Origin of the sequence: Cedecea sp. FDAARGOS_727, assembly GCF_012273235.1 — a bacterium.
GTDB lineage: Bacteria > Pseudomonadota > Gammaproteobacteria > Enterobacterales > Enterobacteriaceae > Cedecea > Cedecea davisae.
The window spans coordinates 3,776,541-3,801,028 of the sequence record NZ_CP050966.1 but is presented as its reverse complement, the minus strand read 5'-3'; the positions used below and the strand labels follow the sequence as shown (position 1 = coordinate 3,801,028).

Sequence of the window (24,488 nt, the reverse complement as noted above, 5' to 3'; positions counted from 1 at the left end):
GTTACGCCCCTGCGAAATTGGTTACGTTGAGATTAAACGTGATGGATTCAAAGCCACGCTTTGGCGTGATGACGGCGCTCAGGCCGTTATACTTGCCATCGGCGTAATCAGAGGGATTCAGACCGGTGTAGCTGGCGAACGGAACGGCATTAATCACAGCGCTGCCCGCATAGGTCCCCTTTTCATACTCTTCGTTAAAAACTTCCTGCGTCAGACGTGTATCGACCACCTGCCCCAGGATGAGGCCGTAGCTGATCCCCGATCGCAAAGTTTTCAACGCACGATTCTGCAGGCGATTAATGCCGCGCTGCTCAAAGTACAACGGGTTCACCGTAGTGTTTGAGCCGTTGATCACCTCGTTCGCCAGGTCCAGCTCGAGGTTAATCGCGCACCAGGCGACGGAATACCAGTAGTTGAACGGGTTACCATCCAGCATATGGCCCGCCACCAGCATCTTATTGCTCAGGCCACCTTCCGCTGCTGTGCCGATGTAGTTGATGCTGTTGTCTTGCAACGTTTTTAACAGCGCGCCATTTCCGGCAGCAGGATATTCCGTAACACCGTACATAAAGCGCCAGGCCATCGGGGGAACCATATTGGACGATCCCGGGTCGTTAACCAGAGAGGACTGGAAAGGCGCCGCCATTGAAAACTCAGTGCTCCCGATAATGGGCGCTTCCACTCCGGCAAACACATTCGGATATTTTCCGGTAACCCAGTCCTGATAAGTGGCGATCGCCGTAGTGACAAAGAATTTCACCATCGAGCCCGGCGAGGTGAAATTGTTAGCCAGCGTTTTAAATGTCGATTCAGCATCCCATTCACGCGGCACAAGGTACGAGAAGATTTTCTGGTAAGTATTGCCCAGCGAAACATCGTGATCGATAAACGTACCCAGCGCGTCAACAGCGCCTGCAGCATTCACATCGCCCAGCTCGAGCACATAAACGGCGCGCGTAGTGCCTTGAGCCCAGAAAGTTGTGTTCATCTGGATAATTTCACTGGCTGCGACCGTTTTAACGGCCCCCATAACGGTTGCGGTGCCCGGGTCGTTTGTCAGCGGGTAAGTGAACGCTGTGGCGCTGGTTATGGTGGCCGTAACCGCCCGGTTATAGGCTGCCGGCATCACACCAGAGACGATAAGTGGAATGGTGTCATCCGTTTTCCATCCATGAGCCTCTGAAAGCGTTACGGTGACCACGTTCGCTGCCCAGGCTATCGAGGCGATTGTTTTCGCTGGCGAAATAATGGCTTTCAAATCGTCTTTGCCCGAAAGCAGCTGGTACTCACCGGCAGCCAGGGTTGTGCCTCCAACGGATATCATCGCGCCAGATTTCAGCAACTGCGACGGCTTCGGCGGATTAGTCACCGAGATATTAATATTCACAATCGACATTTAACGTTTCTCCGGGTAAATGGCGGGGATTGCAGAAGTGATCAGCTGGCGGGAGATGTCTCTCATTCGCTGCTGGTAATAGTTGATTCTGAATTTGATGGTTTTGCGCTGAGCAATGATGTTCAGCTCGTTCTGCGTTACGCGCTCATCCTGTACGACAGGGATATTCATCACCCCCATTTCGGTTGCATCGCTGAGTGTGTAGTCCTGGACGTAACGCAGAAAGTCCTCAACGATGGAATTACGCAAACCGGTTATGGACAACGTCACATCTTCGGAAACCAGCTGATACTGATTCTGTTTTTCATCCAGATAGAAAGCACCGGCAATCGGGGTAGTATTGCTGCATTTCACCGTTGCAAATGGCGGGGAAATGTTTTGCACAGACAGCATTGCCGGGTACATGGGCATGAACTGGTTTAGCGCTAACCAGATGGGCAGCGAACTGGACACAACCACATCAGTCAGATCGATGTCGGCGGCAGAGTTAATTATCTGCGACCGCATATGTGGGAAAATCGCCTCGCCGGTGTAATGGTAAAGATTGGCCGGTTCGTTCAGGCCAGTGCGCCGGGAAAATGAAAACTGGAGGCCAAAAAATTCGCCGATGTAGAGCACATCCGATCCGATATCGTTGAACGGGTCGATATCGGACTGAGCGGTAAACGTCACAACGTTGCGGTCATACAGCTGCTCATCATCCTGGATGGATTCCGTTGTCAGGTGTAAATAACCCTTAACGTTGACCGTATCAGGCCCGCTGTTTTCGCCACCAGCAAGCACAGAGGCTTTAACCCAGAACACAAAGCCATCGAGCGGCAAAACCTTCCTGATGTATTTCGTGAAGGTCACCACCTGGTACTGGCTCAGGTCATCTAGCCCCTGTGTCAGGGTGGCGTTTAACTCAGTTTTCGCGTTCTGCTGCAGTTCACTCAGGGAAGGCATTCAGCACCCCACTTACCCAGGCCCGCATAGCGGCCTGATAGGTTCCTGTGTCGATAAACGAAGGGCGGGGATTGCCTTGTTTTTTCTTGAAGCGCTTAGAGATGCCCAACAACGCCCGGCGAGTAGGAACGCCCGGCATGCCGTTCATCTCCTCGTTATCCAGAAACGCAGAAAACAGGTCGTGAACGCGTGACATCGACTCGGCCAGCGGGTCTTTGGTCAGCGGCGCGCCGGCCAGGATGTTCTCCAGCGCTCCGGCCAGATCCTTACTCATGAGATCGGCAATATCGTTACCGTAACGATCAAAGAACGTCTGCATGATGTGGTACTTAGCCTCAAGTTTTTCAGCCACATCCCCGGTAGTGGTGTTCTCATCCTCGTAGGGAATATCAATAACACCCAGGTGAAAGGTAATCATGACAACCCCCACAGGCTCCCGAACTGCTGAGCTATCATCAGGTAGCGGCGGCCCCACGGATCCTGGAGCATTTGCAGGTCAGCGAGAGACAAATCCTTGAAGAAATCAGGCACAAGCCGCTGCGCACTGGTCGAGTTATCTGACGCAGAGGAAATAACCCCAACATGAAGGTTGTTGAGTTTTAAACTCTCTCTCAAACCAGAAAAAACACTCTCCGTGCCGTAGTTGACCAGGAAAGAGGCCGCAAGGTTATAAACGGCAACCGCATACAGGTTGGGCATCACCATTTCAATGTCGCGGTTCACCCATTCAACCGCCCCGCCATACGCCAGCGAAAACGACGGAGAACTGTCGGGAACCTGCTCGGCAGTCACGCCCATGTCAGATCGAGCGAACTCGATAAATCCCGACAGGCTCGTTGTCATTTTTTCTTGCTCCCGGATTTTTCAGTCACGATAGTTTCGTTAACAGTTGGGGAGTCTTCGTTGTCATCGCGGCCTTTGGCCTGTTCAGCGCTGACTTCCATTTCTCCGGAGTACCCGGTGCCACTTTCACGTAGCTTACCGTCGAGTGCGGCCAGGGATGCCTGGCGGCGACCATGCGCACCGCGAGTCAGGTGAATGTCGTTATCACGGATAGTCTTTTCGATAACCGCCGCTGAAACAGGCTTATTGGTGCTGTAGCACAGACCGACAAATACCTGACTCTGGTCGATTTTCGTGGAGTCAATCAGGCCGTATACCTGGTGATGCTGGATGATTGATTCCACTTCTTCTGTCGAGCCGTCGAGCACCATCATCTGGTCGCCATGGTTGATCGGGATCTGGATAAGGCGGCCAGTCTCAAGTTTGCGAAAGGCAAAAATCTGGCGCTGTTTGGTGGTGTTAGCGATATAGAGTTTCATTGGTTGACCTCATAAAAAAGCCCCTGCTGAGTTTCCCCGGCAGAGGCTTAACCACTTCAAATAATGGATCAGGCGCTATACGCCATAGACAGGATAGTGATGGCTTCCGGACGAACAGCCCAGCCTGCGGTAGATCGCATCTCGGACAACACATCAATAGCACCGCCAGCAATCGGCGTCGGGATTTCGCGCGGTGCTGCCATGTCGCAGAACATCAGGGCGTTAGCTGCCAGCGATGGTGTCAGTTTGGCGAATTCGTTGGTGTTTACCGTGGAATTCACCTCAGGGACCTCAACCTCCGGGATGGTGATTACCACCGCATCAGTACCACCAGCACCAGCGCCGATCAGTGTGTCGTCGTATACCCAGTCAACCTGAATATTCGCACCTTTCAGCACTTCTTTTACGGTGTTACCCACGGTGTCAGTACCACCACCGGGACGCTGATAAGAAGTCAGCTGTACGATCTGCTGAATCTCCATCGCACCGAGAATACGCTGTGGCCCGAGGATAACGACGCGCAACTGTCGGCCAAGCTGCATTGTGCGGGTCAACGCCGCCTGAACATGGCCCAGCAGATACACGGCCATCTGGCCGTGTTCATAGGTCAGAACAGTGGTATTGCCGCTGCTGTCTGCAGGCAGAGACTCAGTGGTTGCACCGGCGGTATTTAACAGCCCTTCGCCACCAGCTGGGTTCATACCGTACAGCAGAGCAGAACGCAGTTGCTGGAAAATGCCCTGACGCATACCCAGACGCTGAGCTTCCGGCAGCGCAAAGTTCCAGTTACCGGCGGCGGCCTGGTCGTGGTGGTCGTAAATACCACGGCAACGGAAAAGGTAAGTCGGGGTAGAAATCATCTTCGCATCCAGCGCCACGCTCGGCAGCTGGTTACCGTTACCTGACTGGCTGGAGGTCACCTGGGTACGAATATCCAGGCGGCGCATGTAGACGTACTGATCGCCCACGCCAAGGCGTACCTGAGGATTACCGCTGGCGATGGTTTCGAACGCACCTGACGCCTGCTGGTAACCGATGATCACCTCCGGCGCAATATACGACGGATTGACGATAGTGTAGCTGGGGGTAATTGCAGCCATTTAATTCAGCTCCCGATTAAAGTAGGACCAGCGCGCAGCTGTCGTTGTTATTCCAGGTCAGGAAACCCGAGGTGCTGTCATAACTGACAGTTTTGGAGTTGCCTGTTTCGATGGCGAGCACTTTTACCGGCAGCGTGATGTCGGAAAGCGTTACTGCGCCGATGGTGCCCTGCGTGGTTGCAGCGCCGCCAGGTGCAGTTGCCGGTGCGTATGTGAAGGTTGTCGCGTTCACGACTGACAGCACGACCACAGTGCCGTTGTACGCTGCAGGAGCGACGCCGCTGATTTTCACATACTGGCCAGCAGTCAGGCTATGAGCTGAATCGGTTACGGCTGTCGCCACACCATTGGCATAGGTCACAGCAGTGGTCGCGATATCAGCACCAGCGAAACCGGCCGCAGCCGCAGTGGTGATCTGGTTGTTCACGAAGTCCCAGGCGAGCGGAGTTTTCACTGAGGCGCCGGCGGTCCCTAGCGCAACAACCTGCGCAGAAGCTTTCAGCGGAACTCGCATGTTAGAGCCCAGACGGTAGTACGAAACGCTCATGCCGGAGGCATACAGGGGAACCTGTGATTGTGGCGTGGTCAGGCCGTTATGTGCCTGGTTAAAGACGGTGAAGCCTTCCAGATCGGCCACTGACACAGCGCGACGGATGTATGAACCGCGTGGACTGGACTGTGTGCCAGGCAGAAGTTCAGCCACCGGCAGGCCACCCCAGAGTGGTTTTGTTTCCGTTGGTGCCACGGTACCAGCGGCAAGATTAAAACGGTTGGCCGGATCATCCAGAGCGACACCCTGAATATAACCATCGGATTTCACACCGAAGGAGCCCAGCGCATTCGTGGTTGCCATCGGATTTAGAGATAAATAAGCCATGCTTGAGAGCTCCCGTTAAGCCTGGTTGTTAAAACTGGTGACCTGACGCTTGCCGGACTGGAACGGTGCCCAGGTGGCAGCGGGATCGCCTTCAAAGGTGCTGATCTGGCGGCCTGTCGCATCAGCGCGTTTTATTTCACGCAGCATGCCTGGGCCAACCGAGAGACTTGCTGATTTCTGCGCGTCGGCGTAAATCTGCTTTTCGGCAAAGCCGAGCAATGCGGAATCAGCGATAGCGGAAAGGTCAACGGTTTTGAAATCCGGTGAATGCTCCTGAAGCTGGATCATCAGGCGACGGCGGTATGCCAGCGGCTTCTCACCAGACAGTGGCACCGGAGCGCGTTTACCGAAACTGGAGAACACGCTGTCAGCCTTCACCTGCGCGTCAGCGACTTCGTTACGTTCTTCATCGCTCAGCTCGGTTGGGATGCGCGTTTTAAGATCGGCAATCTGCTGACGTAGTTCTGAATCAGCTTTTTCTTTTGCTGCCTTTTCTTCTGCTGCTTCGGCATCGGCCTTTTCCTTCGCGGCTTTTTCTTCCTCATCAGCTTTGGCTTTTGCCTCCTCAGCCTCTTTTGCTTCCGCGTCAGCCTTTTCTTTTTTGGCTGCCTCTTCGGCATCAGCCTTTTCTTTCATTTCCGCGGCTTCGGCGTCAGCCTTTGCCATACGGGCATCGATCGCTTTATTGATAAGCGCTACGATTTTTTCCTCGTCCATCTTTTCAGCCTCATTTGGAATGGAATCAGATTTAACACCACCAGGGGAAAGGAGCTTGTCCCATACGCCCTGCTCACAAATTGCAACGTGGTCCAGCAATACCGGGGAACCTTCCACCAATAGAGGCTGACCGTCGATTTTGATGATTGAGTCCTGTGCTTCGCTATACGTAACGGTTGGCGAGGTGCTTAGCTGCCTTGTCGCCATGATTTCAGCGGCTTCGGCGTCATACACTCGGGCAATAGCCCATACCTCGCCCTTATCAGCCACCCAACTGTTCGTCAGGGTGCCGATAACACGCTTCGCAAATTCATCGCTATCGAGCTTATTTTTCTCCGGGTGTAGCCAGATAAGCGGCACACCGGCCACACGCTGGAGAAATTCGGGGGTGAGATAGTCGTCCGGGTTACGGAAGGCCATCTGTTGATCTGCGGAACGCCAGGTAACCCCTGTTCCGGTTACCCGGATGGCGAACATCCACATGTTGATAAAATACTGCGGGCTGCTTAATGTTCCGTCAGCGATCAGCGCGGCCACTTCTGTTTCATTGAGCGACTGCTGCGCCATAACCTCTGCAAAGGGCTGATGCAGTGGCTTCGGCAAATCGTCAATGTGAAACCATCCGGCGGCCAGCGACTCGTCGTTAATTTTTGCGTCAAACTGATCCGGCACGTCAGCGCGTAGCGTCAGGTATCCACCAGCAACGCTGTAAGGAGTTAACGGGCCATCGTATTGATAACCCACCTCCTCCCGTACTTCTCGCCGTGCTGCGTCTACAGCAAGCTCACCTGGCTCAACTTTGCCGCCAGGTATGCACCATGTGCCATCATCAGAACGCTGGATCAGAAAAACGAGTTTTCCCTGACGAAACATTATCCCGCTGCCAAAAATAGCCACGGTTTAATGCTCCTATGCTGCTTTCATTGACTCCAGGAACTTGCGCCCCTTTTGGGTGAGCATGTCCTCAGGAATGCTGCGGAGGTTGTAGATCCAGGTGACGTAACAGCGACAGAAAACCTCTTCGCCGGGTTGGGTTATCTCATCGAGATAACCGGCATCGCCCGGTTTGATGTACCCGTTTTTTTGAGCCCAGTTACCACGGACGAGATACATCAACTTATCACGCTCCTTATGGTCCTCCCGGTAGTTATATCCCGGCTGGCGCCAGTGACTGTGCCACTCTGCAGCGATAGCGTTATTGCTGGTTGCTATCACATTGTCGATGTTGGCGATAAGCTTATGGTTCTGGTCAATCATCACGCGACGGGCTTCAAAGTCGAACTGCTCGGCGGTTTTCTGGATGTGTCCCGCCGTCTCCCGCATTTGCCCTTGTATTCCCTTCAGCGCTATAGAGTCAGCAGAAGGAATGCTGCTGGCCCAGCCACTAAAGCGCGATAGCGTCGTATCGACCGCCTTTTGCCGGTTGAGCTTTATCAGGTCAACGCTGGCCAGTATTCGCCTGTCGAGTTCTGTGCGCAGTTTTGGCTCAAGATAGTTGATGGTGAACCGGGAAATGCCAGGGTGACGCTTCAGCGCTGCGGCCCGACCAATCTGCAGGTCATACGCATGCGTGAGGTTGCGCGATACCATCGAGACGTAGTCATTTGCAGTCTCACCTTCGGCAGCCTGCCTGATGATGCTCTGCCAGCGTTCAAGCTCCTCCCGCGAGGTGTAGCCATTGCGAAGAAAAAACCTGACCGCCTCTCTTACCGTTCTGGTAAATACCCTCACAGTGATAGCCCTCCATCAGGGGGATCCTGAGGCGGCTGCTTCGGAGGATTGTTTAGCAACTCATCCCAATCAAGCTCCAGACGTTGCGGGAAAAGATGCTCATTGGCATTGGCGTTTTCGCACATCCACTCAATCAGTGCAGCCCTGTTTTCTGGATCTTCAGTAAACTGGGCAAGCAATACCTGCCCCATGCCGACAATCGCTTTGAAGCGTATTTCATCGACTTTAACTTTTTCGCTTTCCGGCTCCTTCAGAGAGGATGGCCAGCGGTATTCAAAGTTGTTTATCCAGCTCGCAAAATACACGCTATAGGTGTTTTTCAGGTCTGGAAAGTCGGCCCGAAGTGCCTGGAAAAATTCAATGCTCCACGCCCGGTACTGACAGACGCGAATGAAGAACGCATAGAGTGGGTCCAGCCATTCACGAATGTTATCGATGTACACGGCCACCGAACGAGCATCCTCTGTCCCCTCACCAAAGCCCTGAGCAAACGTCTCTGAGTTAAGAATGATGGCGGGCATGTCGGCGGCTGCAGCAATATTTTCAAGAATGTGGGTTCGCGCCGAATCGAGTGGTTTTTCAAGGTTGCTCAGGTCGATTGACTCGATGTTATCTTTGTCACCGATTTGTAAAACCTCGCCCGTTTTCCCGCGCTTCAGCATCATGCGCTTAATGCCGCTCAGCTTCTGCATCATGTTGTTAACGACAGAGCTGGGGCCCTGGATTTTCGTCACCAGCAGACCGCCTTTAACTGACACCATATCGTCAGTGCGCATGGTCTGGATAAACGACTTCAAAGGGAACAACGCCCGCTGGTAAACGCTGCGACCACTGAAACCAAAGGCCGCAGCGTTATAGGCCAGATAAATCGGGTCCTCGTTCTGAACGACAACACAGCGTGATTTGTGGTACGGCTTACCGGCCACCCGGATGCCATCAACTTTCTGGAAGTCCTGAGCATTCGGATCCTGGTTTAAAACGATACTGCCCGCTGTGTTGAGTGGGTCCAGAATGTTAAAACTGATGTTGTGCTTATAGAGTGTGCGGTAATCCAGCGACTGGCTCGGCTCCTGGTTATCCACCAGCATAGCCGCCGCAGAAACCCCGTAAATTCGTGCAATACGTGCAGCGTTGGCAATGTGCTGGTTAGCGCCTAACGCTTTCCATTCCCGTTCGAAAGCATCACGCAGGCGCTGCTCAAGCCCAAACGACTGTGCAACATGAATTGTGCGCGGCTCGTTCATCGCCATTTTAATCGGGCGATCCACCATTTTTCCGCCCAGCGGATGATAGAGGTAGACCGTTTTACAGGTTTGGTAGCCAGCCGATGATCCAGGCTGTATATCGTCGCTATCCAGCAACGCCATCAGCTCAGAATGGGAGCAGCTACCGATTTCGAAATCATCTTCTTCCATTGTTTTTCTCGTCAGAAGCCTTCGCCGTTACCCAACCCAAGAGCGACGCCGTAGTTGAAACAGTCAAAAAGATCATCGTCCTGATTCTCTTCGCCAATGATGAACTGGAGTACCTGTGTCAGAAGATGATTTTTCTTCGACTGTTTGTACTCGGTGATTTTTTCATAGGCGTACTTAGAAATGCGCACCTTCCCGGAAGCTACATAGCCGGAAATATTGATAGCGCGGGATTCTTTAGGGAGTGAGGTTAGTTCGCTGTCGATAGGATGAACGTTCCACCCTTCATTTGCGCCCTGCTGCAGTAGTGTGATGCCGGTAGCCTTGTCCTCGATAAACAGTCCGGTCGTCCCCATCCGGGCAAGGCATATTTCGCTGAGGTGCTTCGCTTTCCCGATCCACTGCGGCACCACATCTTTCAGGAAATACCCGTCAATCTGGATAATGTCCCAGTCGAGAATGACCAGGCATGGAGCGGGATAGTTAATGAGTGCGAACCAGATGCAGGCAGAGCCATCGTTCTGCAACTTGCCTTTCTGGGCGCAATCGACAACACCATAAACCGTGTCGCAGCTGGCCGGGTAATCGACCGGTGCGCCGTTTTCCAGCAACCAGTCCATCTTGAAAAAGTTCTGCCCGCGCCAGTCCACGAAATCAGCCATGTACTCCTGCTGGACCACCATCGGGGGACGCCCGTCAATAATCCTCGCCAGTGCGGCGGGGTTAATCGTTGGGTTTGCTGACGTGGGCGCGTGGTGCTCCTCCCAGCCCATCGATTTATCGTTACAGGCCTGATAGAAAAAGTTCTCATCGTCCACGCCCTTCGGCGTCCCCGCCATTACGGCGTCCCCGTCAAAGTCCAGAAGCGTTGGCTCTATCGCCTGCTCCCAGATATCACGCATGCCTTTTTTAACCAGGCTCCCTTCATCGATGATGACTTTGTGATATTTACGGGAGCGCCCGGCATCCGGGTTATCCAGTGTCCAGAACTCAACCAGGCCGCCGCCGATCACTTCAATAATTGCATCAGTTTTACTCGAGCTGACGGTGATCGGCTTTAACAGGTTTCTGATGACTTTGAACGACGGCAGAAGAATTTTATAAGATGGTGCAAACCAGCCCACCCTCATCTGTCGGGCGGCCCAGTTCCCCCCGGCCTGCTCCAACATGGTAGTTTTGCCAAAACGACGGCCAGCGCGAACGACTTTTCGCTTAGCGGGGGATCGGTAAATTCGCTTCTGCCCATCGTGAAAAGGCAGAAACTCGATAACGTGTTCAGTCGGCATGGTTCACCCTCTGAGTGGCGCATGGCCGGAACGGTTGAAGCAGTGAAAATTGAAAGAATTAGGGGTTATTTAACATAATGGACGTTATCTGCACCACGGTAACACCGCCCATTTTAAAATGTCCCTGAAAGGCCTGTTTCTATGGGTAAAGTGCGAAAAAAGGCGTGAATAAATCGTGCATAAATAGGGTCGAAAAATGCATAGCCAAAAATCAGCCTGAAATGCCTTTTTTCGCTGTTTTACCCGTTAATCAGCATCCGGGGAATTCACCAGCTTAATCACCACTGTCGGCTCTTCGTCTGGACTATTACCCTTGCGCCGCAGTTCTACCTCTTGCTCAGCTCTCTCTGCCTCTGCCGCGCGCTTGCGGATTTCAAGCTCAAGAAGCTGACGAGCCAGATCGTTGTTATCTTTCCCAGTTCCAGATCCTCGGGCAACGAGGAGTTTTGCCAGTTCACGGCGAGCGGCATCCTTATCTGCCGTGCTTATCTCTATGCCGAACTTGCCCAGCTTTACGCCCTGCAGCAAATAACGAGCATCGCCTTCAACATCCCTCGTATCAGCAAAAAATGCCTCTCCGTTCCCCTTGCCATTACAGCGAGGACATTCTGGGTTCGGATCTAACGTGGCGTCAAAGCCATAACCTCCATTATCCCGCGGCTCTGTTTTTTTCTTCTCCGTCGCTTCCTGTAGCTTCTCCTCGAACTCCACCATATCTTGCCACTGGTAGTTATGACCGAAGCCCCAGCAGTACCTACAGTTAACGCGCCTGTACTGGGCTATCTCGTTCGGGTCGGCGTTAATAATTGCGTTAAGCTGAGCGATCACATCATCCAGCTCTACCGCATAGCGTTTTTGCCGCTCATTTCGCAGGTGGTGAATATAGCGTGAAACCTTAACATTCCTTAACAGCCGGGATGCGGCGGCATAAGCCACGCCACCCTCGCCAACATAACCAGCCTGACGATAAGCATCAGCTCGCGTATTCCCATCAACAACATATTGAGCAAAAAGCATCTGCTGGTCGGAAAGATCAAAACTATCAGAATGTTCCGGCGCTGATGGAGGGGGTGAGCTTTTTCGCTCCTTTGCCGGCTGCATAGCTCGAACATTATCAACAGGTGTTTTTTTCGCAGTTTTTCCTTTCTGCGAATTCACAGTTTTTTTCGCAGTTTTTTTTTGCGAATTCGCAGCACCATTCGCAATCTTGATATAGCGCTTTGCGCTGGCGTAGTTCAGTCCCTGCGCTTCGCACCAGTCTTTAGGGGAAATACCCGTTTTGGCATGTTCGGCGAGGAACTGGTCTTGCAGCGCTCCCCAGTCCGGTTTTGCCATGTTCTATTCCTATTGTTATAGCCATTAAAAAAGCCACCCTGAGGTGGCCTTTGTGATGGCGATAAAAAATACCGAAGGGTATTCTGCTTACTTTATTGGCGAAATTCCTCCGGGTAGCAGATTCTTTATTTCTTTATCCACATCGAATTTTGCAAGTGGTTCCGTGGAAGCGACGAGAAATCGCTCACCTAAATAATTATATTCAGTTATGAAGTAACAATCATTCAGAGGCACTGTAATTTCAGCTTGCTGATCACGAGAATAGAATTTCGCCATTGGCTGCTGTGTTCTTGGTAATTGCAACCATTGCTTCATGGGCAAACCATTCCAAACTTCGCCGTGACGCTCGCCGCCTAGCACTAAATAATCAACATGGTCTAAATCTGACATAGAAAACTCCTTTTTAATAGGTGATTTACTATGACATGGATTCATCATCGATCGCACTAGCGAATGCGCTATTGCGAGACTCTGGTTTTCTCTATTTCCGCTCCCCTGCCGTTCCCCAACAGCAAGAATTCGTTTAATCTCTTATCTCCCCAACAGTTGAAAGGATATATTCATGCAAACCATGAAAGTCGTTTGCCCTGATTGCGGTAGCGAGGCGCTCAAGAGGCCCGACGATTTTGACTTTGATACAAATTTCGTTGATGTCTCCTGTGCTGATTGTGGTCGAGAAATCACCAGAGACGATGTCGTCAATCAGGCCACGAACTCGGCTAAAAAACAGATTGACAATATGTTCAGGGATGCCTTCAAAGGAACTGGATGGAAGTTCAAATAACTTGGTCAGATTACCAACCTGACTTATAGCCTCACTGGCGTCTATTTTGAGTTGTATAGGCGCCACAACTTTGTTGTTCATCTCTGCTTGCCTCGTTTACTTCAAACACTGCTGCCTGATGTACTCCTGCAGCCCTGCTATTTGCTTGTTGCTGGTTTCGACTCACTCCCGGAGACGGAAATAATCCCGTTCAGCGGCGTCAGTAAGTCCGGGGTTAGTCGCACAATACTGCCGCTTGGTATTGAAATCAGTCAATAAGCGTGATCTTAATCACATAAAATTTGACTTATATTAAATTCTAGTTAATCTCGGGATGGAGTTTTTACGGTAAATGGATGAGTAAAATCTTGTTCTTCAGCGGGATAAGTGATGCCACCTCCCGCTTATTTTTTCCAAATACGCTTCAAAAAGCTCCAGTTTCTCCAGTCAAGCTGAAACAGAACCGGTAATGCTCATTGTCGATGAGTTATCTCTTCATCTGTTTTTCAGTCGTTCACGAGTCAAAAGGCCCCACTATTGCGAGGCTCTGGCTTTCTCTATTTCCCGTATTCCGGACAACTGCTTGTTTCCTTTTTCGATAGCGGCTAACAGCGGCTTAATCCACAATACAACTTGGCAATACGTCAGGCCGCCGGCGGCAGCGGGGGTAAAACTGGCTGCGTCAGCGCTGCCGGGATCGGCGTGCATTGCGCTGGCACGTAAACGGTTCGTGTACTCGAGCAGCCCACCAGCGATATCAGCAGGAACAGGCAGATCACAGGTTTTGTCACGGCGTAAAATCTCCCGGTATTCGATGACCGTTTTTTCTGCACCGGCATCAATCAATGAATTGTTTCGGCTGGTGTAGTCGGCGATCTGGTTAAAGCGGTTGATGTTGAAAGCCTGGGTAGCTATCACCTGCCGCTGGCCATCGACTTCTTGCTCTGCCTTTTCTGCTCTGGTGCGCTGCTCGCCAATCTGCCCCAGCAGCACGAAAATAATGATTCCGGACAGCAGCAGCTCAAGGCCCACAAGCAACCAGCTTTTAAGCGTCATTTATCCAACCCCCAGCATGCCAGCTCAGATTCCTGGTCACGTCGTAGAACCTGACCGTAGCAGTTATTCGAGCGGATCCGGCAGTCGCGGCCGCCGTCATACGTCCAGCGTTTTATCTCTGCGCATGCGCCGTGCCGGTCACCAGCATTGAGCTTTCGCCAGAACGTGGATGGCAGACATTTACCGGGGCCGATGTTCCAGGGGCAAAAAGAAGCTATGCCGACTTTTTGAGGCTCGGTGAGCGGTACGCGAACGTTTTTTTCCACCCAGGCCAAAGCCTTTGCCTGCTCTGCCCTGTCGATTTTGTCGCACTGCTGGCGCGTCAGCTGCATGCCCTTAACAACCGGCTTGCCGTCAACACGAGTCACACCGCCGCAAATCGTCCACACGCCACCAGCATCAGGGTAAGCAACCAGGCTGGTTCCTTCTTTTTCATCCTGGAACTGCCCCATGAGTACCGGCGCAGTGGCACCAGCAGCTAACAGCCCAAGCATGGCCACGCTGAGTTTACTTTTCGTCGATGCCATGATTAATCATCCTGCGGCGGTGGTGTTACATAGCCCCGAGCCAGAGCGGCCTCATAGGCTTTCGTTTGGCGGCGCTTAAAGTAAAAGTTAACGAAGAATGTCAGCAAGCCAATAACGAAGCCGCCAACAACTGCAACAAGGTTCCAGTCGAGGTCATGCATCCATTGAGCTATGCCTCCCCAACAAATGAGGCCGCCGGATGTACAGTACCCCGCTATCGATGCGATTTTGTCAGGCATAGTTCTGTGCATTCCACACCTCCGGGTTCGGGGTGCTGTGTGAAGGGAATAAAAAAGGCCGCCCGGTGGCAGCCATTAAATGAAAAAACCCGCGCAAGGCGGGTTGGGTTTGCATTCGGCTGAGCGCTGGTGCTTGTGGTCGGTAGGGCTGATAAGTGCTACATCAGTAACATCCAGTGCTCATGCGGATGCATCTAAGCGAATTACAATAATTAGTTAGTCAGCAGTATAAGTGTTGTCTTTTTCAAAAGAGAGAATTACATCGCAGTAAATTGCAAGTCCACTAACGAATGAGGCCAAGAGTAATATCATAATCAGTAAATTCCGCATTCGCACTCATCTTACGTAAAACTCGCTGGCGTGAAATACCGTACTCTTAGGGCACTTTACGATATGGAATGCAGCACAATATAGCCCAGCAGCACCAGCGAGGCAACACGTCAATAATACAACAGTAATCCAGTTGCTCATATTCAAACTCTTTAAAAATATATAGAGAAAGAATTCTAGTCAACTAGAAGTAAATAAAATCTAAATGCAAAGGCGCTTTCCAGTCACTCCAGGCAACCCCTTCTTCGCAGACTGAAAAGCTTTGTTGGACCGCCACCGGGGCCTCGAACCTCGTACTACAACACCGTGGTTGTCGCTCTTCCTGATGAGCTAGTGGCGGTTGGTGGCCCTTGCTGGACTTGAACCAGCAACCGGGCGATTATGAGTCGCACGCTCTAACCAACTGAGCTAAAGGGCCGAGGTGCGGATTCTACACAATAAACGTTAACCCTTCCATTGTGGAGGGTATTTTAGGATGTTTCGTTTATTTTTCAGCGAACCAGAACGACGAAACCCCGCCGTAGCGAGGTTTCAGTTTTTTGTGGTTGCTTATCGACGCTGCCATCGTGGCGCAGCTCTGCCAAGCATGAATGAATTATTAACTTTTCTGGCCCGTTTTCAATGTTTAACAACAAAAATAGCACTTTTTGCTAATTTAAGGATTTTTCTTCACCCCTTTTCACCGCAAGAAATATTCTCGCCCTGAAAATTTCCAGGCACCAGCGCACACGCTTGCGCCCTTCGCCGTCGGTAAGCCACGGTGCCACCAGTTGAAGCTCCCGCGTTATGTCTGCAATTTTTGTCCGGGTCGTGTAATAGCGAACGCCAACGATATAAACCGGATCGTCACTTTTAAACGCCTGCAGCGCGGCCTGCTCAATACAGTCTGCATCATCCCGGCGCCCGGTCTGCTCCATCATTTCGCTGAGACTAAGCGACCACAGAATTGTGTGAGCCCGCGCCACCGCCTGCCGGCCTTTGAATCCTTCTTTCTTAGCCTGGTTGAGAGCTTCGGTGATTCGCGATAACTGACCATCTGACCAGCCATTATCTTTCGCTGACGAAACAAGCCGGTTGCAGTTCTCAAGCCGGTACTGCGCCGTTGTTTTCCCGCCTACTATCTCGCCCCATGTCGTTAAGAGCGACTTTATCCAGCCCGACTGGATGCCGTTGAGCGGCGTAAAACGCCCGAGGTAGCTTTTGCGTGGCGCAGCTGCTGCACGTTCAAAGGCCGTTTTCTGTGCTCTCCGTTGGCGTGGCGTCATACCGATACTCCCAGTTCGTTATTAACCTGCTCCAGCAGCTCCAGCTCAGTGCCAAAATTCTTCTCCCACGTCTGCTTTCCAGCATGTACGGCGACACCGTGCCCGCCAGTTCGGTGATGGGGGTGGCAAAGAGGGATTGATGAATAGTTATCGGCGCGCTGGGCAACGCCCTGGCCGGTTCTGATGTGATGGATTTCTGCTGGCGTTTCGCCGTAACCCAGGTTTTTGCAGACTATGCAACCCAGTGCGGCAACTCGATCAAGGTGTTCGCGTTCTGCTTTCTTCACAGTTCACCCCCGAGGGTAAACGTTGAATGCAGAAAATCACTGGCGGCTTTCGTCGTCAGTAAGATGTGGGGTATTGATTCGGTAAAATGCGCCATTGCTATCTCCAATGGCGCGACAGATTTCAGGGTGTTCAGCCCGTTTGATTATTGTAAATCACTTCTGGCGGCTCTGCACTACTCATTTCAGCATGCGATTGTCGTGTTATTAACACCTGGTCATCTCTGAGCGGGAGCACTTTATACCCCCCTTTCCCATCCGAATAAACTTGATAGCGCCCGGCGATTTTTAAACATTCAATTAGCTGATCTTTGGTCATTTTTAGAATCCATCTGGCATTTATATCCCTGATTTATCAGGGGCCGTCCTTTTTCTCCCTGCGCGCGCACTCAGGCTAAAGTGACTTAATTGGCGTTACAAATACCAGGGCTGAACTGATAGAGCTATGTTGTTAAAAACTACCATTTTTAGTGGGTGTCGGGCGGCTCAAGGCTGAATTCATCGATCGATTTTGGCAGGTCAGGATCAAGCTCATTGACCTGAAAGAGATAATCAATCCCCCGTCGCAGGGGGATCAGCTCATTGAAACAGAATTCATAAAAATCGTTGTACACGTGGCCAAGACAATAGCCGCCGCCCTACTCTTTGGTCCTCTAAATGAAGACGGGAGAGCCGGGAGAAAAAAAGGATGATGCTCGCCACAGTACACAATAAAATAACTTGTGCTTTTACGCATGCCGCCCAAAAGAACTGTGTATCCAACCAGAAAATTAAATTTTTGACCAAAAGAATAGAAAGCACGTCGTGGCGGGCTTATTAAATAATCACTTCAATTTGCCTTCGAAAATTTTAATTATGTCATCCAAATTAGAGTGTTGTTTTCTCGCCTTATCAAGAACACCTTTTTTGAATTGTTCAGAATAGCTATCTCTGTCCGTAGGATCGCCTTTCAAAATAGGTTTGAAGATCTTTTTACAACCATCATTTGTTTTTGCTTTAGCAACACCTATTATATCTAACAAAAATCCTTCCAAGCATGGCATTGAACCAATGACATGAATCCCCTTTTGTCGAGCATCTTTAAGCACTACGGGAGAACAAATAAGATCCAAATCAATTAGTACCGCAACCCTGTCATATCCATCTATTTTTTTACATGCAATGGCGTGATTAATAACATGCTCCGGACCTTTTCCTTTCGCTGTAACAATTTTAGTTTTAACAACGCCTTTCGAATACAGCCCATTAACGTGTGCGAGAAATGCTTTTTCACAAAACCCTTCACCAACGAAAAGCAATGTTTCTTTTTTATATCTTATTTGCCTCACCTTAGCCATAACAACCTCATAAACAGATATCTGGGACGCCACCTAGCGCACCTGTAATATATTTACTGTAAAGATTATCTTGGCTACGAAGGCCTTTGATGTCGTCTAGTCGCCAACACTCACTCTTTCCATCATCTTTCTCGACTAAATAAACATGATGTTTTTTCAAACTCTTTAAAATCTCAGGGGAATGGCAACTAAAGATCAATTGGGCATTCTTAGTATTAATCGATTCATTTTCAAACATGCTTAACAATTCTACAACCATGTTTGGATGTAGATCGCTATCTAACTCATCAATAACAGCTACACCGCCATCACGGATTGCTATAATAAGGGTTAATATAAAATAATAACATGCTTGGGTACCACTTGATTCCATATAAAATGGTACTCTAAAGCTCTTACCATTACATTTATGGACACCATATGGAATAAACTCCTTTTTACGTTCACCAGTTTCTTTTTCAACAACCTGATGTTCTTTTAGAATTATATTATCCAAACCCAAATCCATTCTCTTTAGATATTTTATAGCCTGACTAAATACATCTTTGTTATTCGAGTAATATTCAGTAGCACCCATAACATGAGAATAATTAAAATTATCCTTACCATAAACATTAAGGTTGTTGTCAATAGAAGATAGATTATCCAATATAACACTTGCAATTATACTATCTTTTCTATGCATATATGCAATAGTAGAAGAGTTACTTGGTATTGATCTCATTTCAGATACAGGGAAAGCATTTTCATCGGACATTAACTTGTGTGATTTACATATGTATACTCCGCTATCTTCATCGAAAGTTCTTTTAAATAATGTTGTATACTGTCTGCTAGTCTTAAACTTCAACTCTTCATGGTAGACCCGTTCCCTTGTCAACCTGACCAAGTATTTGTATTCCCAGTAAGTATTATTATCATGATGATCTAAAAAGCAAATTTCAATCTCGGATGGTTCCGAAGCAGCAGAATAATGATGATAAAAAGGCAATAAACTCTTATTGTCTAATTTTTGGAAAGAGTGCGAACAAAACCAACGCAAGAATGCTAACGGCTTTAGCATATTAGACTTGCCTGAACCATTAGAGCCCAGAACAGTTAAAACTTTCGCAATTTTTGTCTCATTCACCTCTGTGTCATAACTCGAAAATGATGAGTTTTCCTTCAAAGTCAAATCAACATATGTATCATCTTTGAAGGAGTAAAAATTCTTAAATCGATACCATTTTATCATTTCAGCCCAACTTAGACATTTTTATGTTCAACTGGCTCGAGTATTGCAGTTGCAACTATATTTTTCTAGCCCAAAATCCAAAAAAAAGCACATAGAGAGAACTGACCAGTGTCTAAAGCCGAAGTAGCAAGACCCCCCCCTCTTTCAACACTCGAGGAAAAACCTGGTTTACCCAATAAAATCAAATAATTAAATTATTTCAACTTATATCAACACACGATACTTGGGGTGCGTTGACGTAAACACCGTGCATATAGTGCGTAATACAGCGCAATCGGTGTTATGGTCCTTTATGTACTGTGTTGGGTGCATCAGCGCTTCGATGTCATTGCTCATCGCGTAAATCCCCACAGTGTTTTTTCAGCGCATCTTTGTAGCTGGCCTTCGCCGCTTTCTTTGTCGGTTTCCACTCACCACAAATGTCGTAATACGAATCCCAACAGCGTGAAAGCCGCACCATGCGGTATTCCCATCTGTAATGGCCAGTGCTACGCACTTCGTACTCTGGTAATTCAATCCCCAGCCATTCTCCGAATAATTCGCAAACCTCTGAGTGCAAATATTCATCGTAACGAGTCCGTTTCTTAGGCTCCGGCAGTGACGCGATCGCTAACTCCTTGCCCTTGTCTGTGACGTGATACAGAATCCCGCCACCTGCAAAATCAGGCGCTGGTCGAGACGTAGCAAAACCATCTGCAACAAGTTCCTGCCACTTCTTATCATCCGTATGTCCGGCGCCAGCCAGGAAGTAATTTCGGTACGGCTCGCGGTTGCGCTCGCTGATTCCAAGGGCATGCTGCATAAGTTCGGTGTTATTGCTCATCGCTGCCACCTGCCTTTTCATTCCATTCCAGAACCGCCGCAGCGCGCGCTTTGCTCTTAGCCTCGCCGCTCTCAAAAAATGATTTTTGAACACGTAAGCAACCGCAGTTGCACTTTAAAACGAAACTCCGATAGAACTGGCCTATACGGCGCGTCTGTTCGTAAGGCATGGTCCCTTTCGGGCAAAGTTTGATTTCATCAATGGACATTGCGCACCTCGGCCAGACAATCGTTTAAGAGCTTCATTCCCGGACTGACGCCAAAATTAGGGATAGCCGCCCGGGCGCACTTAGCATCGCCGGGGTAATACTCAATGCGATCACCAGAGGGAAATCGTTTTAACTCCCCTTCGCTAACAAGCCGGTAAAGTGAGGTATGAACCGCTGACGGGGAGATCCCCATAGCCTTAGAAATTTCTGTTGCTGTGCGCCCGCTATAATTTTTTACCCAGGCCGCGATTTTTGATTTAGCCGTCTCCGGCGAACTCTTCGACATGTTTTTCCTCGGTTTTAATTTTTCCCGGATTCAGCCTTGGCGCTTTCTGCCCACAGGCGATCCCAGGTGCGTTTCGATATTTCCGGTGACTGGTTTTTTACCCCGGCATGTGACGCTAGTTTTCTGACGCCGATTTCCAGCGCAGATTTAGGCATGTTGACCAGGCCTCGCCCCATAAAGCGGCTGTATGCGCTGTCTCGTTCTGTCGCATCAACTTCCGGCTCACGGCTCGACGGGCGCCCTTCTTCGTCCCATTTACGAGCCAATGGCAAGTATTCTTCGAACGCCTTGAAATCAAAAATCGTGCTGGGCCTCAGGTACTGCGACATTTTCTGGTCAGCGCCCCACATTTCGTTGCGGTGATCGATAACCAGGATCAGCTCGTCAGCAACGTATTCCCCCACCAGCAGCCCGTTGATAAATCCCATCGTTGTTTGTCCGTCCTGGAATCTGGCGCCAGTGGTTTTATTCAGGTGGTTTAAAACTTTCAAAGCTGGCTCGTCGATATCGTCGGGCAGCTCGTCTGCCTGACAATCTCTCTGTGTAGTCTCTGTAGTAGTCTCTGTATGAAGAGAAGACCAATTTGACCCGATCAGATCAGGCCTTTCTGACTCGCTGCATTGGTTCAATTTGACCTTATCCATTGACTCAATGTGACCTGATATGATTTTTCGTTTTGACCTTTTGCATTGGTTCAATTTGACCTGACCAGAAAGCAGCTCGTTTCCGTAGTTAATTGAGTAAAAGTTAGTCTTGTCGCGCGGATCTTCGGATAGCTGTTCTATCTCAATTAGCCCCTTAGATTTCAGGGACGCAAAACCACGCTTAATGGTTGATGCAGACAAAAATGGGAACTGCACACACCACTTTTCCAGTGAGTTGTAGATCCAGCGCCGACCATCCCGCTCAACGCCAGACGATGTATCGTTCAGCCAGTAGTGGACCTGCTGGAGCAATATCGCCTCGTTGAGGCCAATCCTGACAGCAAGCTCAGGATTGACTACCAGCGGGCGTGAGGTGAATAGCAGGCTCAAGGCAACACCTTTGTGTATTTTTTCAAAAACATATACAGACTCATTTCACACGGACTTTCATAGCCCGCGCGCAGGTACTGCACCCTTTGAACACTTGCAGATATGACGGTAACAATGCGGCCATAAGAATCCTGATAACGCTCACCATCGACGATTTCCGCCTGCTGCCGCGGTACCGCTGCGTTACGCTGTAACATCCTGCGAAAACGCTCAGTTAATTCCTGTGAATCACACATGGTTACCTCCGGATTAACCCTGCTGGCGCCAAGCCGGCAGACGGGCTTTTTTAATCGGTTCAGTACGCTCCGGCGTCGCCGGACGGTTATTTCGCCTTGCGTAAAACTTCGCTTTATCGATCACCTGCTCAGTGGTGGCATTCGGGTTTGTACGGCGATACTCGAGCGCGAAGGTCACCGCGGCGTTTGCCTGGTTCTCGTCAACCTTTCCGCTGGCCACCAGCATCGCGCGGATCTGCTTTGCTAAAAATTCATCAAGAGACATAGCGATTCCCCCCGTTCAATGCAGGATCGTCGCTGCGGCGCCGGGCTCGTTTCCGCATGTGTTCACTACGTCAATGACAACTGCAGCAACGTATGCATCAGTGGCACTTTTAACGGCTTCTTCCGCCATTTTCAGGGCGCGGTACTCAATGGAGTCAGCAAGAACCAGGCGAGCACTTAACGGGCGCGGCAACGCGCTCAGAATTGCGGGAACCAGCTGCTGCACCTTCGCTTTTGCAGATGCACTATCACCATCCAGCCAGCGGAAGAGATTTTGCTGGTTAACGTGATCGGCGTTCGGCTGGTCAGCAGGCAGCAGACGCAGTACCGTGCCCCCCAGGCGGAAATATTCGGTGGCCACTGCCCGGCCGACGTTTTCACGGTTGATTTCGATAGCCCAGGCGCGCACAACATCGCGGATCAATTCGTGTTTGATTTGCATTGTTCAGTCCTTACACACCAGGGGTGTTATTGTTTTGGTTGGACGGCAGGCCGTCAGTTGGGTTTGGGTAAAGTTCTGAGTCCACTTGATGGGGGGTTACCTCCCAATTAAGCGCGGCACAGAAAGGGATAATGCGATGAGGCGGAACCCCCTGCTTGAACCAGTAGGCCACCAGTTGTGGATTGACTCCCAACCTGCGAGCGATCTCGCTCTTAGTTGCAAGGCCAGTTATTTTTGTGCTCGTTTTTAGTTGCATTCTCATCTCCTCAAATGGAATACAACAAGACTACAAACGAAATGATTAAAATACAAATATTATTTGCATTTCATTTGCATCGGCAGTTTAAAAAATTCTTGTAAAATGTACGCATGACAGCCAAAAACGAAGCAACCCAAAATCAGGCCTCTGCCAAACGCATTGCACAGGTGCTTGCAGAGAAAGGATGGAATAAATCGCAGCTTGCCCGGGAGCTAGGTGTTTCCGTGCAAGCCGTTCAGCACTGGGCTAAAGGTGGGAGCAGGCCCAGCGGTCAGAACCTCACAAAACTCTCGGAGGTGACAGGGAAACCCGAGTTTTGGTTTTTTACATCTGTCGAAGAGCAAATGGATACTGTACCGAATTCGACGGGTTACACTGGACTCCGCGAGGATGAGAAGCAGCTTTTAGCTGTCTACAATGAGATGCCTCCTGTCGAGAGGCAAAATTTACTATCTGTTTTTCAAATGCGCTTGCAGGAACTAAAAAAACACTACAGCAAGTATTTCAATGATTTAGAAAAATAAACTTCTCCTAATACAAATCAAACCACCTTCGAGGTGGTTTTTTTTTCGCCTTAAAATCAACAAAATACAAATTTAAGTTGAAATTGCATTTGCATTAGTAAAGTTTTATTTGTAGTCTTTTCTCCATCGAAGCAGCAACTCACACAGTGCGGCGCGATAGATTTCAAACGTTCAGCTAGCCTGGCTTAAGGGCAAACAACAGAACAGGCTTTGTGGTGCGGTGAATGCGGCTATGCGCACGTGGTACAGCGGAAAATCCTTGCAGATAGTTCCGGGTGACAAGGAACCGCTCACAATGACCAGCTGGTTGTGAGCACCGGGAGGCACCCGGCACCGCACCACAAAGCCTGTTGAGGAGGTAAATCATGCAAGGTCAACACTACGGTACCCAGGAAGTGATTCGCGGATGTGTCCGTGCTGGAATGCTGGTTAAGCACAAAGACCAGATCTGGACCGCCAGCAGCAACAAAAAAGGCAAACTGGCATTGCGAACTTTGCGCGAAACCACGTTCGTGAAAGATGCTTTCGTTGAAATCCTTCTTGATGGCCGGGGTGAACCACTCGGTAATTATTCAAGGGAGGATTATGGACTGGTTTACATTTAAATTAATTCTGTTTCTTATTTCTACCGTCGCATTTATATCAGGCTGCGCAATTATAGGTTTCTTTATGGCAGTTGCTGATGTTTGTGGCTCAAGCCCACGACGCGACACAGATTAAATAAATATTCTCAATATATGCCCTAACAGGCAGGGTTTCACTCACCCTGAAAAGGATAACTCATGTTTAACACTTCTATTTTTACGTTAAATAAAATTAGCCACGGCTGCGTTGAAATCATTGCGGAAGAAAACGTTTTCGCTTACGCCGTTATTAATCCAAATAACAGCGTGACAGTTAAATTCCCCGGTTCAGACAGCAAGTCTCGCGGCTGTATCACGCACGAAACCTTTGGTAGCAATGTTGATGCGCTCGATGAAATCGCGCGGGTTTGGGACCTTATCATTGCAGCAGAAAGAGCCGCTTTCCGCGACCTCTGCGCCCGTAAAGCAATGCTACCCGTTATCAGCATGACGGAGGCCGCTCGATGAAACGCTACTGCTCCCGGCGGGGTTGCTTTAAGCAGCATGAAGAGGAGGAAATGCTGTGCGTAAGTGAAAAAGGTGGAAGGGCTAAGCTTTATTTCTGCCGTGACACCGACTGTCACGGGAAATACCTATCCAGCAAAGCCATTCGCACTGCATACCGTAAAAACG

General features: G+C 49.9%; 33 protein-coding genes, 1 tRNA gene and 1 pseudogene. 3 read left to right on the top strand and 32 right to left on the bottom strand.

What is annotated here, in order from left to right; genetic code table 11:
* Position 1 precedes the first annotated feature (1 nt).
* From FOC35_RS17955 to FOC35_RS17805, 32 genes and pseudogenes are all read right to left on the bottom strand, one after another.
* Positions 2–1,396, bottom strand: a complete 1,395-nt coding sequence (locus FOC35_RS17955; RefSeq protein ID WP_172569695.1) for a hypothetical protein — start codon at positions 1,394–1,396, stop codon at positions 2–4.
* Positions 1,397–2,341, bottom strand: a complete 945-nt coding sequence (locus FOC35_RS17950) for a hypothetical protein (protein ID WP_172569694.1) — start codon at positions 2,339–2,341, stop codon at positions 1,397–1,399. It lies immediately after the preceding gene.
* The gene (locus FOC35_RS17945) at positions 2,325–2,759 is read right to left on the bottom strand and encodes a hypothetical protein (RefSeq protein ID WP_172569693.1); all 435 of its coding nucleotides are present in this window, start codon (positions 2,757–2,759) and stop codon (positions 2,325–2,327) included. The genes FOC35_RS17950 and FOC35_RS17945 overlap by 17 nt, the downstream gene beginning before the upstream one ends.
* Positions 2,756–3,184, bottom strand: coding sequence for a hypothetical protein (locus FOC35_RS17940; RefSeq protein WP_172569692.1), 429 nt, complete (start codon positions 3,182–3,184; stop codon positions 2,756–2,758). Before FOC35_RS17940 ends, FOC35_RS17945 begins: the two co-directional genes overlap by 4 nt.
* A complete protein-coding gene (locus tag FOC35_RS17935) occupies positions 3,181–3,663 on the bottom strand; it encodes a hypothetical protein (RefSeq protein WP_172569691.1) in 483 nt (160 codons plus the stop codon). Before FOC35_RS17935 ends, FOC35_RS17940 begins: the two co-directional genes overlap by 4 nt.
* Positions 3,664–3,731: 68 nt before the next feature.
* The gene (locus FOC35_RS17930) at positions 3,732–4,763 is read right to left on the bottom strand and encodes a DUF2184 domain-containing protein (protein WP_172569690.1); all 1,032 of its coding nucleotides are present in this window, start codon (positions 4,761–4,763) and stop codon (positions 3,732–3,734) included.
* A 16-nt stretch (positions 4,764–4,779) separates the two neighbouring features.
* Positions 4,780–5,640: a hypothetical protein gene (locus tag FOC35_RS17925; protein WP_172569689.1), complete on the bottom strand. Its 861-nt coding sequence runs from the start codon at positions 5,638–5,640 to the stop codon at positions 4,780–4,782.
* 15 nt (positions 5,641–5,655) lie between these two features.
* Positions 5,656–7,254, bottom strand: coding sequence for an NUDIX hydrolase (locus FOC35_RS17920; RefSeq protein WP_172569688.1), 1,599 nt, complete (start codon positions 7,252–7,254; stop codon positions 5,656–5,658).
* Between the two features lie 12 nt (positions 7,255–7,266).
* Positions 7,267–8,088: a hypothetical protein gene (locus FOC35_RS17915; protein ID WP_172569687.1), complete on the bottom strand. Its 822-nt coding sequence runs from the start codon at positions 8,086–8,088 to the stop codon at positions 7,267–7,269.
* Positions 8,085–9,503, bottom strand: coding sequence for an anti-CBASS protein Acb1 family protein (locus FOC35_RS17910; RefSeq protein ID WP_172569686.1), 1,419 nt, complete (start codon positions 9,501–9,503; stop codon positions 8,085–8,087). Before FOC35_RS17910 ends, FOC35_RS17915 begins: the two co-directional genes overlap by 4 nt.
* Before the next feature lie 11 nt (positions 9,504–9,514).
* Entirely contained in the window at positions 9,515–10,786 is a 1,272-nt protein-coding gene (locus FOC35_RS17905) for a hypothetical protein (RefSeq protein ID WP_172569685.1), read from the bottom strand.
* A gap of 246 nt (positions 10,787–11,032) precedes the next feature.
* Complete coding sequence (locus FOC35_RS17900; RefSeq protein WP_172569684.1) at positions 11,033–12,121, bottom strand: terminase small subunit; 1,089 nt, start codon at positions 12,119–12,121, stop codon at positions 11,033–11,035.
* Between the two features lie 87 nt (positions 12,122–12,208).
* The gene (locus FOC35_RS17895) at positions 12,209–12,511 is read right to left on the bottom strand and encodes a hypothetical protein (protein WP_172569683.1); all 303 of its coding nucleotides are present in this window, start codon (positions 12,509–12,511) and stop codon (positions 12,209–12,211) included.
* Positions 12,512–12,644: 133 nt separating this feature from the next.
* Positions 12,645–12,986, bottom strand: coding sequence for a hypothetical protein (locus FOC35_RS17890; RefSeq protein WP_172569682.1), 342 nt, complete (start codon positions 12,984–12,986; stop codon positions 12,645–12,647).
* Between the two features lie 15 nt (positions 12,987–13,001).
* A pseudogene (locus FOC35_RS22785) lies at positions 13,002–13,127 on the bottom strand (lysis system i-spanin subunit Rz); the annotation flags it as partial.
* Positions 13,128–13,418: 291 nt separating this feature from the next.
* Entirely contained in the window at positions 13,419–13,940 is a 522-nt protein-coding gene (locus FOC35_RS17885) for a hypothetical protein (RefSeq protein WP_172569681.1), read from the bottom strand.
* On the bottom strand, positions 13,937–14,467 hold the full coding sequence (locus FOC35_RS17880) for a lysozyme (RefSeq protein ID WP_172569680.1): 531 nt from the start codon (positions 14,465–14,467) through the stop codon (positions 13,937–13,939). The genes FOC35_RS17885 and FOC35_RS17880 overlap by 4 nt, the downstream gene beginning before the upstream one ends.
* A 2-nt stretch (positions 14,468–14,469) precedes the next feature.
* Positions 14,470–14,706, bottom strand: a complete 237-nt coding sequence (locus tag FOC35_RS17875; RefSeq protein ID WP_371810705.1) for a class II holin family protein — start codon at positions 14,704–14,706, stop codon at positions 14,470–14,472.
* Between the two features lie 671 nt (positions 14,707–15,377).
* Positions 15,378–15,454, bottom strand: a tRNA-Ile gene (locus FOC35_RS17870).
* A 232-nt stretch (positions 15,455–15,686) separates the two neighbouring features.
* Positions 15,687–16,301: a hypothetical protein gene (locus tag FOC35_RS17865; RefSeq protein WP_172569678.1), complete on the bottom strand. Its 615-nt coding sequence runs from the start codon at positions 16,299–16,301 to the stop codon at positions 15,687–15,689.
* Positions 16,298–16,588 (bottom strand): Ref family recombination enhancement nuclease, encoded by a 291-nt coding sequence (locus tag FOC35_RS17860; RefSeq protein WP_172569677.1) that lies wholly within the window; start codon positions 16,586–16,588, stop codon positions 16,298–16,300. Before FOC35_RS17860 ends, FOC35_RS17865 begins: the two co-directional genes overlap by 4 nt.
* A gap of 130 nt (positions 16,589–16,718) precedes the next feature.
* A complete protein-coding gene (locus tag FOC35_RS17855) occupies positions 16,719–16,904 on the bottom strand; it encodes a hypothetical protein (RefSeq protein ID WP_172569676.1) in 186 nt (61 codons plus the stop codon).
* A gap of 505 nt (positions 16,905–17,409) precedes the next feature.
* On the bottom strand, positions 17,410–17,922 hold the full coding sequence (locus FOC35_RS17850) for an RloB domain-containing protein (protein WP_172569675.1): 513 nt from the start codon (positions 17,920–17,922) through the stop codon (positions 17,410–17,412).
* A gap of 7 nt (positions 17,923–17,929) precedes the next feature.
* Entirely contained in the window at positions 17,930–19,156 is a 1,227-nt protein-coding gene (locus FOC35_RS17845; RefSeq protein ID WP_172569674.1) for an ATP/GTP-binding protein, read from the bottom strand.
* Between the two features lie 325 nt (positions 19,157–19,481).
* Positions 19,482–19,979, bottom strand: a complete 498-nt coding sequence (locus tag FOC35_RS17840; RefSeq protein WP_172569673.1) for a hypothetical protein — start codon at positions 19,977–19,979, stop codon at positions 19,482–19,484.
* Positions 19,969–20,187 (bottom strand): hypothetical protein, encoded by a 219-nt coding sequence (locus FOC35_RS17835; protein ID WP_172569672.1) that lies wholly within the window; start codon positions 20,185–20,187, stop codon positions 19,969–19,971. Before FOC35_RS17835 ends, FOC35_RS17840 begins: the two co-directional genes overlap by 11 nt.
* Positions 20,177–20,473 carry a winged helix-turn-helix domain-containing protein gene (locus tag FOC35_RS17830; RefSeq protein WP_172569671.1) on the bottom strand — a complete coding sequence of 99 codons (297 nt, stop codon included), beginning with the start codon at positions 20,471–20,473 and terminating at the stop codon, positions 20,177–20,179. Before FOC35_RS17830 ends, FOC35_RS17835 begins: the two co-directional genes overlap by 11 nt.
* A 14-nt stretch (positions 20,474–20,487) precedes the next feature.
* Positions 20,488–21,507, bottom strand: coding sequence for a conserved phage C-terminal domain-containing protein (locus FOC35_RS17825; protein WP_172569670.1), 1,020 nt, complete (start codon positions 21,505–21,507; stop codon positions 20,488–20,490).
* Positions 21,504–21,743, bottom strand: coding sequence for a DUF4222 domain-containing protein (locus tag FOC35_RS17820; RefSeq protein WP_172569669.1), 240 nt, complete (start codon positions 21,741–21,743; stop codon positions 21,504–21,506). The genes FOC35_RS17825 and FOC35_RS17820 overlap by 4 nt, the downstream gene beginning before the upstream one ends.
* A gap of 13 nt (positions 21,744–21,756) precedes the next feature.
* Complete coding sequence (locus tag FOC35_RS17815) at positions 21,757–22,008, bottom strand: hypothetical protein (protein WP_172569668.1); 252 nt, start codon at positions 22,006–22,008, stop codon at positions 21,757–21,759.
* Positions 22,009–22,023: 15 nt separating this feature from the next.
* The gene (locus FOC35_RS17810; RefSeq protein WP_172569667.1) at positions 22,024–22,449 is read right to left on the bottom strand and encodes a toxin YdaT family protein; all 426 of its coding nucleotides are present in this window, start codon (positions 22,447–22,449) and stop codon (positions 22,024–22,026) included.
* Positions 22,450–22,459: 10 nt separating this feature from the next.
* The gene (locus tag FOC35_RS17805) at positions 22,460–22,705 is read right to left on the bottom strand and encodes a helix-turn-helix domain-containing protein (RefSeq protein ID WP_172569666.1); all 246 of its coding nucleotides are present in this window, start codon (positions 22,703–22,705) and stop codon (positions 22,460–22,462) included.
* A 113-nt stretch (positions 22,706–22,818) separates the two neighbouring features.
* On the opposite strand from FOC35_RS17805, the gene FOC35_RS17800 reads away from it, so the two are divergent.
* The 3 genes from FOC35_RS17800 to FOC35_RS17790 all read left to right on the top strand — a co-directional run bounded on the left by FOC35_RS17800 (position 22,819) and on the right by FOC35_RS17790 (position 24,323).
* The gene (locus FOC35_RS17800) at positions 22,819–23,232 is read left to right on the top strand and encodes a transcriptional regulator (protein WP_172569665.1); all 414 of its coding nucleotides are present in this window, start codon (positions 22,819–22,821) and stop codon (positions 23,230–23,232) included.
* Positions 23,233–23,597: 365 nt separating this feature from the next.
* Positions 23,598–23,837, top strand: a complete 240-nt coding sequence (locus FOC35_RS17795; protein WP_172569664.1) for a cell division inhibitor protein — start codon at positions 23,598–23,600, stop codon at positions 23,835–23,837.
* Between the two features lie 177 nt (positions 23,838–24,014).
* Positions 24,015–24,323, top strand: coding sequence for a hypothetical protein (locus tag FOC35_RS17790; protein ID WP_172569663.1), 309 nt, complete (start codon positions 24,015–24,017; stop codon positions 24,321–24,323).
* Positions 24,324–24,488 lie beyond the last annotated feature (165 nt).